General features: G+C 64.4%; 15 protein-coding genes. 8 read left to right on the top strand and 7 right to left on the bottom strand.

From position 1 onward, the window contains the following. Positions 1-3: 3 nt before the first annotated feature. From DJFAAGMI_RS11340 to DJFAAGMI_RS11330, 3 genes are read left to right on the top strand one after another with little or no spacing between them, the layout of a single operon-like run. Positions 4-978 carry a cation diffusion facilitator family transporter gene (locus DJFAAGMI_RS11340; protein ID WP_211457217.1) on the top strand — a complete coding sequence of 325 codons (975 nt, stop codon included), beginning with the start codon at positions 4-6 and terminating at the stop codon, positions 976-978. After that, entirely contained in the window at positions 975-1424 is a 450-nt protein-coding gene (dtd, locus tag DJFAAGMI_RS11335) for a D-aminoacyl-tRNA deacylase (protein WP_211457216.1), read from the top strand. The genes DJFAAGMI_RS11340 and dtd overlap by 4 nt, the downstream gene beginning before the upstream one ends. A gap of 54 nt (positions 1425-1478) precedes the next feature. Further along, positions 1479-3260, top strand: a complete 1782-nt coding sequence (locus DJFAAGMI_RS11330) for a dipeptidase (RefSeq protein WP_211457215.1) — start codon at positions 1479-1481, stop codon at positions 3258-3260. A 31-nt stretch (positions 3261-3291) separates the two neighbouring features. Here DJFAAGMI_RS11330 and DJFAAGMI_RS11325 read toward each other — a convergent pair whose 3' ends face one another. Then, positions 3292-4617, bottom strand: a complete 1326-nt coding sequence (locus DJFAAGMI_RS11325; RefSeq protein ID WP_211457214.1) for an amidohydrolase — start codon at positions 4615-4617, stop codon at positions 3292-3294. 163 nt (positions 4618-4780) lie between these two features. On the opposite strand from DJFAAGMI_RS11325, the gene dbpA reads away from it, so the two are divergent. Next, complete coding sequence (gene dbpA / locus DJFAAGMI_RS11320; RefSeq protein WP_211457213.1) at positions 4781-6190, top strand: ATP-dependent RNA helicase DbpA; 1410 nt, start codon at positions 4781-4783, stop codon at positions 6188-6190. A 101-nt stretch (positions 6191-6291) separates the two neighbouring features. Here the strand turns inward: dbpA and DJFAAGMI_RS11315 are convergent, their stop codons facing one another. Beyond that, positions 6292-7056 (bottom strand): sulfite exporter TauE/SafE family protein, encoded by a 765-nt coding sequence (locus DJFAAGMI_RS11315; protein ID WP_211457212.1) that lies wholly within the window; start codon positions 7054-7056, stop codon positions 6292-6294. 189 nt (positions 7057-7245) lie between these two features. Here DJFAAGMI_RS11315 and DJFAAGMI_RS11310 point away from each other — a divergent pair, with 189 nt between their 5' ends. Next, positions 7246-8229: a Bug family tripartite tricarboxylate transporter substrate binding protein gene (locus DJFAAGMI_RS11310; RefSeq protein ID WP_211457211.1), complete on the top strand. Its 984-nt coding sequence runs from the start codon at positions 7246-7248 to the stop codon at positions 8227-8229. Between the two features lie 145 nt (positions 8230-8374). Here DJFAAGMI_RS11310 and ybeY read toward each other — a convergent pair whose 3' ends face one another. Both ybeY and DJFAAGMI_RS11300 read right to left on the bottom strand, forming a co-directional pair. Next, positions 8375-8833 carry an rRNA maturation RNase YbeY gene (ybeY, locus tag DJFAAGMI_RS11305; RefSeq protein ID WP_003050847.1) on the bottom strand — a complete coding sequence of 153 codons (459 nt, stop codon included), beginning with the start codon at positions 8831-8833 and terminating at the stop codon, positions 8375-8377. A gap of 49 nt (positions 8834-8882) precedes the next feature. Beyond that, the gene (locus DJFAAGMI_RS11300) at positions 8883-9896 is read right to left on the bottom strand and encodes a PhoH family protein (RefSeq protein WP_211457210.1); all 1014 of its coding nucleotides are present in this window, start codon (positions 9894-9896) and stop codon (positions 8883-8885) included. Between the two features lie 49 nt (positions 9897-9945). Here DJFAAGMI_RS11300 and ruvA point away from each other — a divergent pair, with 49 nt between their 5' ends. Together ruvA and DJFAAGMI_RS11290 are read left to right on the top strand one after the other, a co-directional pair. Beyond that, positions 9946-10521, top strand: a complete 576-nt coding sequence (gene ruvA / locus DJFAAGMI_RS11295) for a Holliday junction branch migration protein RuvA (protein ID WP_003050853.1) — start codon at positions 9946-9948, stop codon at positions 10519-10521. Positions 10522-10570: 49 nt separating this feature from the next. After that, a complete protein-coding gene (locus DJFAAGMI_RS11290) occupies positions 10571-12136 on the top strand; it encodes a trypsin-like serine peptidase (protein WP_211457209.1) in 1566 nt (521 codons plus the stop codon). A 27-nt stretch (positions 12137-12163) separates the two neighbouring features. On the opposite strand, the gene DJFAAGMI_RS11285 is transcribed toward DJFAAGMI_RS11290, so the two are convergent. Together DJFAAGMI_RS11285 and DJFAAGMI_RS11280 are read right to left on the bottom strand one after the other, a co-directional pair. Then, positions 12164-12700: a peroxiredoxin gene (locus DJFAAGMI_RS11285; RefSeq protein ID WP_211457208.1), complete on the bottom strand. Its 537-nt coding sequence runs from the start codon at positions 12698-12700 to the stop codon at positions 12164-12166. Positions 12701-12819: 119 nt separating this feature from the next. Further along, positions 12820-15063 carry a ParB/Srx family N-terminal domain-containing protein gene (locus DJFAAGMI_RS11280; RefSeq protein ID WP_211457207.1) on the bottom strand — a complete coding sequence of 748 codons (2244 nt, stop codon included), beginning with the start codon at positions 15061-15063 and terminating at the stop codon, positions 12820-12822. 185 nt (positions 15064-15248) lie between these two features. Here DJFAAGMI_RS11280 and ruvB point away from each other — a divergent pair, with 185 nt between their 5' ends. Beyond that, complete coding sequence (gene ruvB, locus DJFAAGMI_RS11275) at positions 15249-16346, top strand: Holliday junction branch migration DNA helicase RuvB (RefSeq protein ID WP_003050864.1); 1098 nt, start codon at positions 15249-15251, stop codon at positions 16344-16346. Positions 16347-16458: 112 nt separating this feature from the next. Here ruvB and DJFAAGMI_RS11270 read toward each other — a convergent pair whose 3' ends face one another. Further along, on the bottom strand, positions 16459-17178 hold the full coding sequence (locus tag DJFAAGMI_RS11270; RefSeq protein WP_211457206.1) for an MgtC/SapB family protein: 720 nt from the start codon (positions 17176-17178) through the stop codon (positions 16459-16461). Positions 17179-17225 lie beyond the last annotated feature (47 nt).

The following is a 17225-nucleotide window of genomic DNA, read 5'->3' as shown; positions in this document are numbered from 1 at the left end:
AATATGCTCAAGTCCGACCTCTCAAGCTCTTCAAAATGGCTGCAGCCGCACAATCTGCTGCGCCTGTCCGTGGTGGTGGCGCTGCTCACCATCGTGCTCAAGACCCTGGCCTGGTGGCTGACCGGCTCGGTCGGCCTGCTGTCCGATGCGCTGGAGTCTTTCGTGAATCTGGCAGGTGCCATGTTTGCACTGACCATGGTGACCGTGGCCAAGCGACCGGCGGACACCGAACACCCCTATGGACATTACAAGGCTGAGTATTTCTCGGCCGGTTTCGAAGGCGTGCTGGTCATAGGCGCCAGTCTGGCGATTGCCTGGGCAGCGCTGTCGCGGCTGTGGAACCCGCAGCCCCTGGAGCAGCTGAGCTGGGGCCTGATGCTGTCGCTGCTCAGCACGGTCTTCAACGGGCTGCTGGCATGGGTCATGCTGCGCTCCTCGCGCAAATACCGCTCGATGGCGCTGGAGGGCGATGCACGGCATCTGCTCACCGATGTCTGGACTTCGGTGGGCGTGGTGGTCGGCCTGCTGGCTGCGGCCCTGACGGGCTGGTTGTGGGTGGATGCGGTGGTGGCTCTGGCCGTGGCCGTGCATATCTGCGTGCAGGGTGTGCACCTGGTCTGGCAGTCCTCGCAAGGCCTGATGGATCAGGCGCTGGATGCGCCGCAGCGTCTCAGGATAGACACCTTGCTGGACAGCTTCGCCGGGCGCAGCGAAGGCGTGAGTTTCGACAATATCTCCAGCCGCCAGGCGGGGGAGCGCAGCTTTGTGGACTTTCACATGCATGTTCCCGGCCAGTGGAGCGTCCAGCGGGCGGCACAATTGCGTTCCGAGATTGAAGCCGCGCTGCTGCAGGCCATACCAGGCCTGTACGCCCGCATCGAGCTGCTGCCCATGGGCATGAACACGGTCAGTGAAGTGGCCGATGGGGAGCAGGGCGGCGAAGCACAGGGCGCGGCCAAGGAAGGTTTCAGTACATGATGAGTGTGATTCAGCGCGTCAAGCAGGCGCGCGTGGAGGTCGACGGCCGCATTACCGGTCAGATCGGCCAGGGTCTGCTGGCGCTGGTCTGTGCCGAGCGCGGCGATACCGAGGCCGAGGCCGACAAGCTGCTGGCCAAGATGCTCAAGCTGCGCATCTTCAGTGACGAGGCCGGCAAGATGAACAAAAGCCTGCAGGACGTCGGCGGGGGGCTGCTGGTGGTCAGCCAGTTCACGCTGGCGGCCGATACCAGGGGAGGCAGCCGCCCCAGTTTTACCGCTGCCGCCGCGCCCGACGAAGGCCGGCGCCTCTATGACTATTTTGTGGACCAGGCCAGGCTTGCCCACTCTGAGGTGCAGACCGGCGAGTTTGCCGCCGACATGCAGGTGCATCTGGTCAATGACGGGCCCGTCACCATTCCCATGCGCATGGAGCCGCAGGCCTAGGCAAGGCCGGTCTTGCGACCCCGTCCGTCACCACGATTTCAACAAGAGCTGTCCATGAAGCCATCCTGCAAGCCCTCTTTGTCCCTCATCGTAGCCGGCCTGATTCTGGGTCTGGCAGGCGCCAGTCTGCCCATCCAGGCGCAGACCCTGAAAAAACCCGCGCTGGACGCCCTGATCGCATCGTCTGCTGCGACTCCGCCCGAATCCTTCAAGGCCTTTGCGCAGCGGGCTGCCAGGGCCGAGCCTGGCGTGGCGGCAGCCGTGCAGCGCTATACGCGAGGCCAGACGCTGTCGGACGGCGAGCTCGCGGATATCGCCCGGTTGCTGGGCGTGTACAACCGTCTGACGCAGGAGACGGCGGTGCTGGAAAGCCTGCAGCGCATGGTGGCGCTGCCGACGGTGCGCGATCCCAAGGTGCCCCCGCATGAGAGCCCGGCCATCCTGGACTTCGGCAAGCTCGTTGCATCCATGGCCGCCGAGTTCGGGCTGCACTTTCGCAATGTGGACAACCGCATCTTTGAAGTGACGCTGCCTGCCAATGCGGTGAGCCGTGCCAGCGAGGCGACCGAGTTCGGCATCCTGACCCATGCCGATGTGGTGCCGGTGGTGGCCGCCGAATGGGTGCTGGATGGCAAGCAGATCAACCCGTTCCAGGTCACCCGCGTGGGCGATAAGCTTTATGGACGCGGCACGATTGACGACAAGGGCTCCATCGCCACCGTGCTGTATGCGATGAAGGCGGTCAAGGACAGCGGTCTGCCGCTGTCGCGCAGCATTCGCCTGATGATAGAGACCACCGAGGAAACCGGCGGCGATGCCATGAAGTACTACCAGAGCAAGACCTCGCTGCCGCAGTACAACATCGTGCTGGACAGCAAGTACCCGGCCGTGGTCGCTGAAAAGGGCACGGGCGCGCTCAAGGCCTTGTTTGCGGATGTCGCCGTGGATGCCGCCAAGCCCGCCATCACCGCCATGACCGGCGCCGCCTCGGCCAACTCCATTGCGCAGACGGCCTCGGCCACCGTCTCCGCCACCGATGCGGCTGCGCTGGATCAGATTGCGCAGCGGCTGTCCAAGGACAAGGACGACTTTGTGCGCCGGCACGAGGCGCAGGGGAAGTTCTCCATCGATGTGCAGCGCGCCGAGGGCCAGGTCACGGTCAAGGTCAGCGGCGCATCGGCCCATGGCTCGCGCCCCGAGGAAGGGGTGAATCCCGTGCCGCGCCTGGCGCTGTTCCTGCAGCAGAGCCTGATGCCGGAGCAGGGCGCAGCACTGGTGCAGCCCAATCAGTACAGCCAGGCCGTGCGCTATATCAATGGCGTGTTTGGCCTGGACTATCTGGGCCGGCAGCTGGGTATTGCCTATGCCGATGATTTCATGGGGCCGCTCACGCTGTCGCCCAATCTCATCAAGTCTGCGGACGGCAAGCTGGAGGTGACGGCCAATGCGCGCATGCCGCGGGGCAAGACGCCGGAGCAGCTGCGCGCTGCGGTGGAGCAGGGCATTGCCCGCTGGAGCGATGCGGCCAAGGTCCCGGTGACGGTGCAATACACCCAGGGCAACTGGATGGCCCGCGACCCCAAGGGCGCATGGCTGAGCACTTTGCTCAATATCTTTGGCGACACCACGGGGCTGGACGCCAGGCCCGTGCCTACCGCAGGCAGCACCACGGCCAAGCTCATGCCCAACGCCATCAACTTCGGCCCGGCCATGCCCGGCAAGAAGTACACGGCCCACAATGCGCTGGAGTACCAGGAACTGCCGGATCTGCGCACGGACATGCAGATGTTCACCGAGATGCTGGTGCGCATCGGCAATCTGCAGCAGATGCAGTGACGCCAGCCCCGGTGGCGGGGCTGGCTTGCGATTACTGCATCACGTTCATGACCGCCAGGGTCATGGTTTCCACGCCGGTCTTGAACGTGGGTTCGGGCTCCGGGGCGAAGAAGGGTGAGTGATTGAAGGGCAGGGGCTTGCCACCGGGCTGACTGGCCTCGGCCACCTTCTTGGGGTCGTACACGCCCAGGGTGTAGAACATGGATGGCACACCCTGATTGATGAAGTCCGAGAAATCTTCGCTGGCCGTGATGGGTGAGATGGGGATCACATTGCGGTCGCCGAGTGCGGCCTTGAACAGCTTGACCGTGCGGCCTACCAGTGCCGCGTCATTGACCACGGCATCCGAGCCCTTGACCAGCTTGACCTCGGGTGCAGGAGCGCCCGACATGGCGGCTTCGGCCTTGGCCGTGCGCTCAATGCCTTCGTGCATTTTTGTGCGCACCTCGCTCTTGTAGCTGCGGATTGTTCCGAGCAGCCGCGCCTGGTCGGGAATGATATTGCCCGCGCTGCCCGAGTTGAAGGCGCCCACGGTGACCACACCGAACTCCATGGGATCTTTTTCGCGGCTGATCACGCCCTGTACATCGACCACAAAGCGTGAGGCCATGAGCACGGGGTCAATGCCTTTGTCCGGCATGGAGCCATGGCTGCCACGGCCATGAAACGTGATGTCCAGCGAGTCCGAATTGGAGGTCGCCGGCCCGGCCACATAGCCGACCATGCCGTAGGGCATGGAGCCGGTATGCAGAGCAAAAGCGTAGTCGGGTTTGCCGAATTTCTTGAACAGACCGTCGGCCAGCATGGCCTTGGCTCCTGTCACGGTTTCCTCGGACGGCTGGGCCACGAACATCAGCGTGCCCTTCCATTGGTTCTTCAGGCCCAGCAGCGCCTGCGCCGTGCCCAGCCAGCTGGTCATATGCATGTCGTGGCCGCAGCTATGGGCGACAAAGCTCTCCTTGCCGTTGTACTGGGCCTTGGCCTTGCTCGCATAGGGCAGGCCGGTTTTTTCCTCCATCGGCAGGGCGTCCAGCTCGGTGCGCACCATGACGGTGGGGCCCGCGCCATTGCGGTAGATGGCGACCAGGCCGGTCTTGCCAATACCCTCGGTGACCTCAAAGCCCAGCTTGCGCATCTCGGCAGCCAGCTTCGCGGCGGTGCGTGTTTCCTGAAAACCCAGTTCGGGATTGGCATGCAGGTCTTCGTAGATGCCGCGCATCTGCGGATACATCTGGGCGATCAGCTGCTGCAGCTGGGGCTTGAGCGGCTGGGGATCCAGCTCCGCTGCCTGGGCCGAGCCCAGAGTGACGGCCAGCGCGGCGACGGCGCAGAACTTGCGGGTAAGGCTAGGGTGCATGTGAGGGTCTGTGGTTGGCTTCAAACATAGGCAGCTCATGGAGAGCGCGCTTTCAGACTAGGAGCATGGCCGGCTTGAATTGAAGAGGGGCAACCCGCAAATGGCACCGTGAATAACGATGGCACAAGGCTTTTGTGGCGCAGGCCCGGGATAATCCGCTCCCATGAATACCTCCACCAGCGCCGCCCAGGCCTCTGATTCCTCCGCTTTCTCGGCGCTGCCCCTGTCCCCCGAAATGCTGGCCAATCTCCAGCAGCTCGGCTATGCGCAGATGACGCCCATACAGGCCGCCAGCCTGCCGCTGACCCTGCAGGGCAAGGACCTGATCGCCCAGGCCAGCACCGGCAGCGGCAAGACGGCTGCCTTCGGCCTGCCCATGGTCGATCGCCTGAACCCGCGCTGGTTTGCCGTCCAGGCCCTGGTGCTGTGCCCCACGCGCGAATTGGCCGACCAGGTCGCCACCGAAATCCGCCGCCTGGCGCGCGCGCAGGACAACATCAAGGTCGTCACCGTCTATGGCGGCGTGCCCTCGCGCAACCAGATCGCCTCGCTGGAAAACGGCGCCCACATCGTCGTCGGCACACCCGGGCGCGTGATGGATCTGATGGAGCGCGGCAAGCTCGACATCGGCAACCTCAAGACCCTGGTGCTGGACGAGGCCGATCGCATGCTGGACATGGGCTTTCTCGGCGACATCGAAACCGTGGTGCGCCAATGCCCTGCGGATCGCCAGACCCTGCTGTTCTCGGCCACCTATCCCGAAGGCATTGCCTCGCTGGCCAGCCGCTTCATGCGCGACCCGCAGACCGTCAAGGTCGCGACCCAGCACAGCGCCGGCAAGATCGAGCAGCGCTGGTACGAGGTGGGCGCTCGTGACAAGGTGGACACCGTTGCCAAGCTGCTGGCGCACTTCCGTCCCGAATCGAGCATTGCCTTTTGCAATACCAAGCAGCAATGCCGCGATGTGGTGAGCGAGCTGCAGGCCCAGGGCTTCAGCGCCCTGGCCCTGTTCGGCGAGCTGGAGCAGCGCGAGCGCGACGAGGTGCTGGTGCAATTTGCCAACAAGAGCTGCAGCGTGCTGGTCGCCACCGATGTGGCGGCGCGCGGCCTGGACATCGCCGACCTGTCTGCCGTCATCAATGTGGATGTCACGCCCGACCCCGAGGTCCACATCCACCGTATCGGCCGCACCGGCCGTGGCGATGCCGAAGGGCTGGCGCTGAATCTGGTGTCCATGGACGAGATGGGCAGCGTGGGCAAGATCGAGCAGCTGCAAGGCCGTGCTTCGCAGTTCTTCCCCGTGGACGAGCTCACGCCCGCCGCTGGCGGCGGACTGCTGCCGCCCATGATGACCATACAGATCATCGGCGGGCGCAAGGAAAAGATCCGCGCCGGCGACGTGATGGGTGCCATGTGCGCCGACTTCGGCTACAGCCGCGACCAGATCGGCAAGATCAGCGTCAACGACTTTTCCACCTATGTGGCCGTGGACCGCAAGATCGCCTCGGCGGCCTGCGCCAAGCTCAATGCGGGCAAGGTCAAGGGCAAGACCGTGAAGGCGCGGCTGCTCTAAGAATCAGCCGTCAGATGGATCTCCAGCGCCTGTCCACAAGGCGCTGGATGCTCACTAAAAGCCTTCTCGTGACCGAGAAGGCTTTTTGCTTTGGTGGAGCTTCAGCCTCTGGCGAAGAACAGCCCGGCCATCACCAGCCCCGTGGCCACAATGCCCCAGCGCAGGACATGGGGGGCAATCCTGCGAGCCGTGCGGGCTCCCAGATAGCCGCCCAGGGTGGCGGCCACCATCATGAGGAGGGCCAGCTTCCACTCCACAATGCCGCCCACGGCGTAGATCACCACGGCAATCGCCGTCAGCAGGGCCGAGACCAGGTTCTTCATGCCGTTCATGGCGTTCAGCGAGGTCTGGCCCAGCAGCCCGAACAAGGCCAGCAGCAAGATGCCCAGCCCGCCGTTGAAGTAGCCGCCGTAGATGGCCACGATCAGCATGCCTGCAGCGGCCTTGGCTGCTGATGTGGCGGCGTGGTCGGCATTCTTGCCCGAGGCCCAGGCGCGCAGCTGCGGGCCGAAGGCGAACATGGCGGTGGCGGCCAGCAGCAGCCAGGGCACGACCTTGCGGAAGGTGGCGTCGGGCGTGAACAGCAGCAGCGCCGCGCCGGCGGAGCCGCCGATCAGGGACAGAGCCACCACCTGCTTCATGGACAGGCCTGGCGGGGACTGCATATCGTCCTTGAAGCCCCAGGCGCCCGCGATATAGCCTGGCAGCAGGGCCACGGTGCCCGTGGCATTGGCAATCACGGGCGGTACGCCCGTGAAGACCAGGGCGGGAAGGGTCAGAAAGCTGCCGCCACCGGCGACGGCGTTGAGCGTGCCGGCCGTGAAAGCTGCGGCCAGCAAAAGGGCAAGGTGGCCCAGGTTCTCCATGTTCTTGTCTCCTGATTTTCTCTGTCGGCTTTGCGCCTTGTGATGGGGCGATCTTAGGCGTAGGTCTGCGTCGCCCCTGTTCTTTTCTTGTGTAGTTAATTATTTTTGGAAATAAAAGAATTTGAAAACAGTATTTTGAGGAATAAGTGATTGTTTTGACAATCAACTCCTTAGTTAAGGAGTTTTGCCGTGAATCTGCCCCGTTTCCTCTCCCGCACCGCATGGGCCATGCTGGCCGCAACCTGCGTGTCGGGCGCAGCCATGGCGCAGCAGCCGGAGTTTCCGGCGCATTCCGTCAAGCTGGTGGTGGCCAACGGCCCAGGCAGCGCTCCGGATCTGCTGGCCCGCCAGGTGGGCAATCTGGTGGGCAGGGACTGGAAGCAGGCCGTCGTGGTGGAAAACAAGGGGGCGGCCGGCGGCGTCGCGGCCGTGGATGCCGTGGTCAAGGCCCAGCCCGACGGCTACACCTTGCTGGTGGGCGGCGACAGCGCCATCACCATCATGCCCAATGTGCAGCGCAATCTTCCCTATGACGTCAAGAACGATCTGGTGCCGGTGACCAAGCTGGGTCAGTCCGACTTCGTGCTGGTGGCCAATCCCAGGAAGGGCTTCAAGACCTTGCAGGACTTTGTGGCCTACGCCAAATCCCACCCGGGCAAGATCAACTACGCCTCCTCGGGCACGGGCGGTGCCCAGCATCTGGCCATGGAGCAGTTCAAGCAGCGCGCAGGCTTTTTCGCCACGCACATTCCCTATCGCGGCGGCCCTCAGGGCCTGCAGGATGTGCTCGCCGGCCAGGTCGATGTGATGCTGATTGCGATCGCTCCGGCGCTCACCCAGATCCAGAGCGGCAAGCTCACGGCGCTGGCCGTGTCCGGCCTGCAGCGTCACGCGCTGCTACCCCAGGTGCAGACCCTGGCCGAGAGCTACAAGGGCTTTGAGGCCGGTGCCTGGTTCGGCCTGTTCGCACCCAAGGGCACGCCGGCTGCCGTGGTCCAGGCCATTGCCCAGGATACCGACAAGGCGCTGAAGGACCCCGAGCTGCGCAAGAGCCTGCTGCAGCAGGGCATCACTCCCGTGGGCGAGGGCCAGCAGGTGTTTGCCAGACAGATCAAGACCGAAGATGTGCGCGTGGCCCAGCTGGTGCGCAGCATCGGCCTGAGCGTGGAGTAAGCCCGGTCGGGGTACTCTCATAAAAAGAGCTGCCTGCGCTTGTCATTCTTGAGTTTCAAGGCTAAATGCCTTTGAAATACATGATCGACCTGCGCAGGTAGCTCTTTTTTCAGGAGTCCGCGGCACGTGGGCCGATGCCTGTCCGCTATTTGGCGTAGGGGTCTTCGTAGCCCATTTCCTTCATGATGTCGGTCTCGTAGGCCTCCATCTCTTCGGCGTCTTCCTCGCTGGTCTCGTGGTCCCAGCCCTGGGCATGCAGCGTGCCATGCACCAGCAGATGGGCGTAATGTTCTTCCAGCGTCTTGTTCTGCTCCTGGGCCTCGCGCTCCACCACGGGGGCGCAGAGCACCAGATCGGCCATCACGGTCGGCTCCTGCTGATAGTCGAAGGTCAGCACATTGGTCGCGTAGTCCTTCTGGCGGTACTCGCGGTTGAGCTTGCGGCCTTCCTCGGCATCGACGATGCGCACCGTGATCTCGGCATCCACGGCCAGCGCATGGCGGATCCAGCGCGTGACCCGGCTGCGGCTCAGCAGTTCGCGGTGGGCGGCCGCCTCGGCGCTGGGGCCGAATTGCAGCGATAGTTGCAGTTGATTCAAGGTCATTTTGGCTTTTAGCCCTTATTTGGTAAGTGCTAGTAGCTATGGATTTTGATTAAAGCTCGTCGGCCGTGGGCAGGGAGCGGGTCGTACGCGGGCTGCTGCTGCGGTGCTTGGGCGCCGAAGTGCCTTCGGACACGCGCCCGCGCGCGTCGTACGCGTCCACGATGCGGGCCACCAGCGGGTGGCGCACCACGTCGGCGCTGGTGAAGTGGTTGATGGAGATGCCCTTGACACGCCTGAGCACGCGCTCGGCATCGACCAGGCCGCTGGGCGCGCCCTTGGGCAGGTCGACCTGGCTGACGTCGCCCGTGACCACGGCCTTGGCGCCAAAGCCGATCCGGGTCAGAAACATCTTCATCTGCTCGGGCGTGGTGTTCTGTGCCTCGTCGAGGATCACGAAGGCATTGTTCAGCGTGCGACCGCGCATGAAGGCCAGCGGCGCGATCTCCAGCGCATTGCGCTCGAAGGCCTTCTGCACCTTCTCGTAACCCATCAGGTCGTAGAGCGCGTCGTACAGAGGGCGCAGATAGGGGTCCACCTTCTGCGTCAGGTCGCCGGGCAGAAAGCCCAGGCGTTCGCCGGCTTCCACGGCAGGTCGGGTCAGCACGATGCGCTGCACGGCGCTGCGCTCCAGAGCGTCCACGGCACAGGCCACGGCCAGATAGGTCTTGCCGGTGCCGGCCGGACCGATGCCGAAGCTGATGTCGTGATTGGCGATGTTTTCCAGATACAGGGCCTGGTTGGGCGTGCGGGCGCGCAGATCGGCACGGCGCGTGGTCAGCTGCGGAGCCGTCAGATCGGCCTCCAGCATCTCGACATCGCCGGCCAGCATCAGCTGCAGCGTGTCTTCGGCGATCACGTAGTCGGCGATTTCATAGAGCGCCTGCAGCAGCTCCAGCGTCTCATTGGCCTTGGCCTTGGGGCCGTCGATCTTGAACTGCTCGTGGCGGTGAGCGATCTTGACGCCCAGCGCGACTTCGATGGTGCGCAGATGCGCATCTGCCGGGCCGCAGAGATGGGTCAGGCGCGTATTGTTATGGGGAGTGAAGGTATGGCGCAGGATCACGCGGATAATTTCTCAAAAGAATCGCCGCACGGTGCGGCAAAGGATTTCAATGATAGGCAAATTGACGGGAACGCTGCTGGAAAAAAACCCGCCCGAAGTCCTGGTGGACTGCGCTGGCGTGGGCTACGAGGTGCAGGTGCCCATGAGCACCTTCTACAACCTGCCCGCCAATGGCGCCAAGGTGGCCCTGCTGACCCATTTTGTGGTGCGGGAAGACGCCCAGCTGCTGTTCGGCTTTGCAACGGCCCGCGAGCGCCAGACCTTCCGTGAGCTCATCAAGATCACCGGCATCGGTCCGCGCATGGCGCTGGCCGTGCTCAGCGGCATGAGCATCGATGATCTCGCGGACGCGGTATCGCAGCAGCAAGCAGGGCGATTGGTCAAGGTGCCGGGCATCGGCAAGAAGACCGCCGAGCGTCTGCTGCTGGAGCTCAAGGGCAAGATCGGCGCGGATACCGGTGCGCAGTCGCTGTTTGCCAACAACAGCGAGCAAAACGATATCCAGCAGGCGCTGATGGCGCTGGGCTATTCCGACAAGGAAGCCTCGGCCGCCCTCAAGAAACTCCCACCCGAAGTAGGGGTGAGCGAGGGCATTAAGCTCGCGCTCAAGGCTTTGACCAAATAGCTCCGCTGGCCCTGTGCCAGTCCGGTCGTGAACTGCAGGAGAACACGATATGCATTGGTGGATACAGGGCAGACGCATTCCCTCCCGATGCGCAGGCCTGATGCTGGTGGTGCTGACGGCTTGCGGCGGCGGCGGGGGTGGAGGCAGTGTTCCGGACCCCGGTCCCGGCCCTGGCGGCGGCGGCGGGACCGGGGGAGGCAATGGCGCGATCATCGGCGGCGCGGCAGAGATCAGTTCTCCTTTGGGGCCGCCCACGGCCAATGTGCTGGATTCACTGATCGTGCCCGCCGCCCAGGCTGCGGCGGTGGCCAGAAGCGTGGCGGTGGCATCCGTGGCGGTGCGGCCCAAGGCCGTCAGTCTGGCATTGCCGCAGTGGAGCGACGCGCCTTCACCGGTCATGCCCATGCCCGGCCTGCCCATGCAGATCGGGGCGCCGCGCGAGCTGTCTTCGCTGCAGTCCGCTGGCGATATGGCGCGCACGCTGCACTGGTCCGAGACCCCGGGGGGCGGTCAGGTGGCGGCGATCAGCATCACCTCGGCCGGCGCCCATGGCCTGCGGCTGGGCCTGGTGGTCGACGCCATGCCCGATGCTGCCGAACTCAGGCTGTACCGCAAGGATCGCAGCAAGACCGGGTTCGAGACCACGGGCCAGGCTATCAACGAGGCCATTGCGCGCAATCGTCGTGCCGACGGCGACACCCGGGCGGCCGGCATCTGGTGGACTCCCGACCTCGGAGCCGATGAGGTCACGCTGGAGATCGCACTGCCTGCAGGACTCTCGACATCGCAGCTGCGCATTGCCATTCCCACGCTCACCCATGCTTATGTCAACCTGGCCCTGCCGACGGAGCTGGAACTGCGCGACAGCCTCGTGCCCCGGAATGTGGGCGATTCCGCGGGTTGCGAGCTCGATGCCAGCTGCGCCGATCAGTACGCCACCGAGCGCAACGCCGTGGCGCGCATGACCTATGTGGGCTCCGACAACCGCTACTACTACTGCACGGGTTCCCTGCTGAACAACACGCGGCGCGATTTCACGCCGTATTTCCTGTCGGCCAATCACTGCATCTCCACCCAGGCATCGGCCACCTCGCTGCGCACGGACTGGTTCTTCCGCTCGGCCAGCTGCAACAGCTTCGAGCCCAGTGCCCAGACCATGGCGCTGCAGAGCGGTGCCACCTTGCTGTATGCCACTGCGGCGCACGATGCCACGCTGATGCGGCTCAATGACGCAGCACCCGCCGGTGCGACGCTAGCCGGCTGGGATGCGAGAGGAACGGCGGTGACGGGGACGGCCATCTACGGGCTGCATCACCCACAGGGCGATTTGCTCAAATACAGCGAAGGCCAGGTGCAGAGCTACCGAAACTGCACCCTGGGCGCCGGCAGCATCACCTGCAACCCAGGCAATGCCCAGAGCGATTTCGTGAATGTCGGCTGGAGCAAGGGCGTGACCGAAGGCGGCAGCAGCGGCTCGGCCATGTTTGCGAGCGGACGCGTGGTGGGCACGCTGTCCGGCGGCAGCAGCTCGTGCACGGTCAGCGGGGGCTCGGACGTCTACAGCCGCTTCGACCGGACCTTCAGCAGCCAGATCGGGAACTGGCTGGCGCAGTGATGGAGGGCCGGGCCAGGCCGGGCATGGCTATTTCCCCTGCAGCTGCCTGACGGCCGCCTTGGTCTGCTCCACATGGGCCAGCGGGTCGCTGCTGACAAGGGCGAACTTCACCTTGCCGTCCTGGCCCACCACATAGGAGATGCGGTCGGCCCTGGCCGGATTCGATGCAGCCCCTGCGTCATAGGCCTTGATGGTGACGGCCTGCGGGTCCGAGGCCACGGCAAACTGGTCGCGGCAGGCCTCGGTGGAAAAGCGTTTGAGGGTGTCGATATCGTCATGCGACATGCCCACCACCGTGGCTTTCATGGCCGCGAACTGGGGCGTGGCTTCGGCAAAGGCATGGGCTTCCAGCGTGCAGCCCTGGGTGAAGGCCTTGGGGAAGAAATACAGCACCACCGGCCCTTTCTTGAGCGCTTCGGCCATGTCGAAGTCAAAGGCTTTGCCGGCCACGGCGGCGGGCGTCTTGAAGCCGGGTGCTGCATCGCCGGCCTTGAGTGCGGCCTGGGCAGCGGGGGCTAGCAGGGCGGCAAGCAGCCAAGGGGCGAGCTGATGGATCTTGAACATGGCAAAGCCTTTAAGAACATGTGTGTGGTCTCTACGATGCCATGGATTGTTCGTCATCCCTCATTCGCCCTGCTCTTGTCCGGCCTACTGCATTCTTGCCGGCCCCTTGGCTTGCGTGCTTACTTTGCGCTGCTTAGTGACGCACGGTATTCCAGCGCATAGGCCAGCTTGCCGGCCTTTTTGCCATCTGCGGGCTTGGGCGTGGACAGGTCGGTATAGGTGGCCGTGCCAAAGGCCGCCATCTGTCCCATCTGCACTGCGTTGTAGCCCGAAGCGCCGATCATTTCCGAGGGATTGGCGGCCAGCATCAGGTTGGATGCATCCTTGATGGCCTGCATATAGCCGCCGTCGGAGCCGTTGCCCGCCTGGTTCAGGTTGTACTGGCTGAGTTTGAAGCTGCGCGGTGAGGCCTGCAGCCATTCGCTCCAGTAGAACTCCAGAAACTCGGAAGGGTTGACCGGCTTGTTGTAGCCCACTTCGCGGGTGAAGTAGACCAGCGAGCGGAAGGGGTCGTCCTTGAGACCATTGGACAGGCCCAGCTGGCGCGGCAGATCGGCGGGGGTGATGGACGAGCCGTCAGGCAGCTTGAGCCAGACGAACTTGTTGGCGCGCATGGTGCGCCAGAAGCTGGCGTTGTTGGCGTCCTTGTAGTTGCCCTTGATCATCACCGGCATCTGCACCTGACCACCGGCCAGTCCGTTGGCCACATTGCCGTTGCTGTTGGGGGCTTCCCAGAGGCTGGTGAAGCTGTGATGTCCGTCGGTCAGGAAGAGCTGGCCTTTGGGGCCGACCACGGCTGTCTTCAGCAGGCTCTGGTAGTTGGCGACCTGGGCCTTGCAGGTGAAGCTGCTGCGGTCGTTGAGCCTGGAGCTGGCCGTGATGCCATTCTTGGCCGTGGAATCCTGGCCGCTGTCTTCGCACAAGTCATCAAAGGCTTTTTGCCATTGCGAGGAGGCCACGCTGCCGGTCGCAGTGTGGGTGTAGCGACCCTGCTTGTAGTAGATCTGGTCGTAGCCGATGGCGGGCTGCGTGGGCAGTGCATCTGCCAGCGTGATCATGACCGGGTCGGTGCTGGCTGCGCTCTTGTCCAGGTACTTGGGCAGCACTGCCTGCTCGGGCAACCGCTGGCACGCGCCCAGTGCACTGGTGTCGGTATCTGCAGGGCCGCTGCTGCCTGCGTAGTAGAAGCTGTTGGCCGAGACCGGCAGCAGCGTGCGCGCCGCACCGTTGCCGCCGACCCATTGGCCGCCGAACAGGCCATTGGCCGCACCGCCTGTGCCGGACGCGGCGTTGGCGCTGAGCTTCAGATCGATGTCGATGGTGTCGGTCTGCAGCAGGCCGTTGCCGATGGAGACATAGTGGCGCATGCTGCGGCCCGTACCTGCCTGCTCGGGATGGGTGCACAGCCACTCGCCATCCAGCGCCGTGGCGGCCACGGGGGCCGTGGCGGCAGATTGCAGGGTCCAGTTACCCGAGGTGAAGCTGCCACCCGCAGCGGCGCTGTAGACATCGACGGAGATGGCCGCGCCGTCGCTGCGCTTGCCCACCACGGCACGGCCGATGCGCTGGCCGCCCAGCTCCAGCACCAGGGCGCCGGGATAGGTGGTCTGGTCGGGATCTACCGTCACGCGACCGGTGATGCCGTTGGTGCAGGTGTCGCTTGCGCCCTGGCCCGGGCAGACGCGCACAACGCCGTCATTGGCAATGCGCAACTGGCCCGCGCTGGCGCTGGGTGCGCCGGGCTTGCCCGAGGGGGAATACACAGCCTCATTGCGCAGATAGTTGTAGGTGCCGGCCAGTGCACTGATCTGTGCCGCCCCCTGGTTGGAGGCGGTGAGCACGCCCTGCAGCGATGCCGTCGATGTGGCCGAGGTGTCCAGCAAATTGGGCAAACCGTCAACGTTGCCGGTGACCAGTCCGGTTTCCGCTGAAAAGCGCAGGGTGACGTCGCTCAGACGACTCACCAGAGCGCCAGGGAGATTGCTGCCTGCCACAGCCTGGAATTTCTGGGCCACGAACTGGCCGTTGGCATCCACGCTGTAGACGCTGGTGATGGCTCCGGCCAGACCAAAGCGCGAATCCACAAAGCGCAGTGTGATCTGCTTGGTGGTGCTGTCCAGGCTCAATGCCACGGTATCGCCAAAACTCAGCGTGCCCAGGTAGCTGTTGCTGCCTGCAAGGGGAGCCAGTGCTGGAGCGGGTGCGGGCGCTGGCGCTGGCGCTGGCGCGGGGGCCGGGGCTGGGGCTGGGGATCCATCGCCACCACCGCAGGCCGCGAGGGCTGCCGAGGCCGCAACAAGAACGGAGACTTGGGCGAGGCTGCGAAAGGCAGCGCCAGTTGGCGTGGGAGGGTTGAGGCGCATGGAGGGGTTTCAGGAAGAGGTGGTGGGATATCGGTGCAAGCGCATCGATGTATCTGCCGTGCAGAACTGCGCGGGGCGTTTGCGCTGCATTCTGTGAAACATCTGTGACGAAGCTGTGACATGCAGGCGGCGTCAACAGCCTGTGCGCAACAGTGCGGTGCCGATGCACGGCACAATTGAGGCCTATGACGATTCATGTGGACGAATTTGCGGCAACGCCATCCCCCAAGCCAGTGCGTGATTCATCGCGTGAAGCCGTGCGCGAGCCGGCGCCACGCGTGGTGTCGGCAGGCAGCGCCTTCATGGGAGAGGAAGCGCTGGAGAGGGCTCTGCGCCCCAAGCAGCTCGATGAATATGTGGGCCAGGCCAAGGCGCGCGAGCAGCTCGAGATCTTTATCAGCGCTGCCAAGAAGCGCAGCGAGGCGCTCGATCACGTGCTGCTGTTCGGCCCCCCGGGCCTGGGCAAGACCACGCTGTCCCACATCATTGCGGCCGAGCTGGGCGTGAACCTGCGCCAGACCAGCGGCCCGGTGCTGGAAAAGCCCAAGGATCTGGCGGCGCTGCTCACCAATCTCGAGCCCAACGATGTGCTGTTCATCGACGAGATTCACCGCCTGAGCCCGGTGGTCGAGGAAATCCTCTATCCGGCGCTGGAGGACTATCAGATCGACATCATGATCGGCGAAGGCCCGGCCGCGCGCTCCATCAAGCTTGACCTGCAGCCTTTCACGTTGGTGGGGGCGACCACGCGCGCCGGCATGCTCACCAATCCGCTGCGCGATCGCTTCGGCATCGTGGCGCGGCTGGAGTTCTACAGTTCCGAGGAACTCTCGCGCATCGTCAAGCGCAGCGCGGGCTTGCTCAATGCGCCGATTGACGAGGAGGGCTGCTTCGAGATTGCACGCCGTTCGCGCGGCACGCCGCGTATCGCCAACCGCCTGCTGCGCCGCGTGCGCGACTATGCCGATGTCAAGGGCGACGGCCGCATCACGCGCGAGATCGCCGACAAGGCACTGGCCATGCTCGATGTGGACCCCCAGGGCTTTGACATCATGGACCGCAAGCTGCTCGAGGCCGTGGTGCATCGTTTCGATGGCGGCCCGGTCGGCCTCGACAACATCGCGGCGAGCATCGGCGAAGAGTCGGGCACCATCGAGGATGTGATCGAGCCCTATCTGATCCAGCAGGGCTTTCTGCAGCGCACGCCACGCGGGCGCATGGCCACGCAGGCCGCCTACCGCCATCTGGGCCTGCAGGCCCCGGCAGACGATACGGCTGCGTAAGCAAGGTAACGACGCAAAAAATCGGCACGCCTCCAGTGAGAGGCGGCCGGCAAGGGCGTCGTCCCCCTCCAGGGGCGACGTGCAACGGGAAGCCGCAAAGCGGCTCAGGGGGTCAATTGTTCTGTGGTCCAGCGTTCCAGAAGGCTTGCAGCACGCCGGGCAAGGCTTCGATCTGCGTGACCACCTGGTCCAGCTCCTCGGCATGCACGGCCGTGGCGAACAGCTCGGCCTCGATTTCGGTGTTGTGTGGCGGGATTTCGTGCTTTTCCACCGCGCGCACGGGGTAGTTGGCCGCTTCCAGCAGCTTCTGCATGCCCTCGCGCACATCGGCCTGGGCTTGCTGGCCGCAGATCACGTAGACATAGTAGGTAGCCTCGCTGGCATGCTCGGCCACGGGGTGGCGGTTGATGTAGTTGACCACGGGGCGCAGCAAGGTGTTGCTGGCCAGCACGAACAGGGTGGCAATGCCGGCCTCTGGCAGCAGACCCGCGCCCGCACAGGCGCCGACGGCAGCCGAGCCCCACAGCGTGGCGGCGGTGTTCAGTCCCGTGATGTTGGCGCCTTCCTTCATGATGGCGCCGGCGCCCAGAAAGCCCACGCCCGAGACCACATAGGAGATGACGCGCGTGGCGCCGTCGGCTCCCGAGACGCGCATGGCCAGGTCGACGAACACGGCCGCGCCCACGGCGACCAGGGTATTGGTGCGCAGGCCCGCCGTGCGCTGGCGTATCTGGCGCTCAAGGCCGATGATGCTGCCGCAGACAAAGGCCACGACAAGGCACAGCACCGTGTTCAGCGTGGCGAGCAGATTGAAGTTCTGTAGGGATTGCATGAAGTTCCGATTGTTATTGGTTATGGGTCGGTGTCTGGGTTCATGAA

The organism is Comamonas brasiliensis (genome assembly GCF_018292285.1).
GTDB lineage: Bacteria > Pseudomonadota > Gammaproteobacteria > Burkholderiales > Burkholderiaceae_C > Comamonas > Comamonas brasiliensis.
The sequence above is the reverse complement of the archived record's forward strand: the minus strand, read 5'-3'. Positions and strand labels throughout refer to the sequence as shown.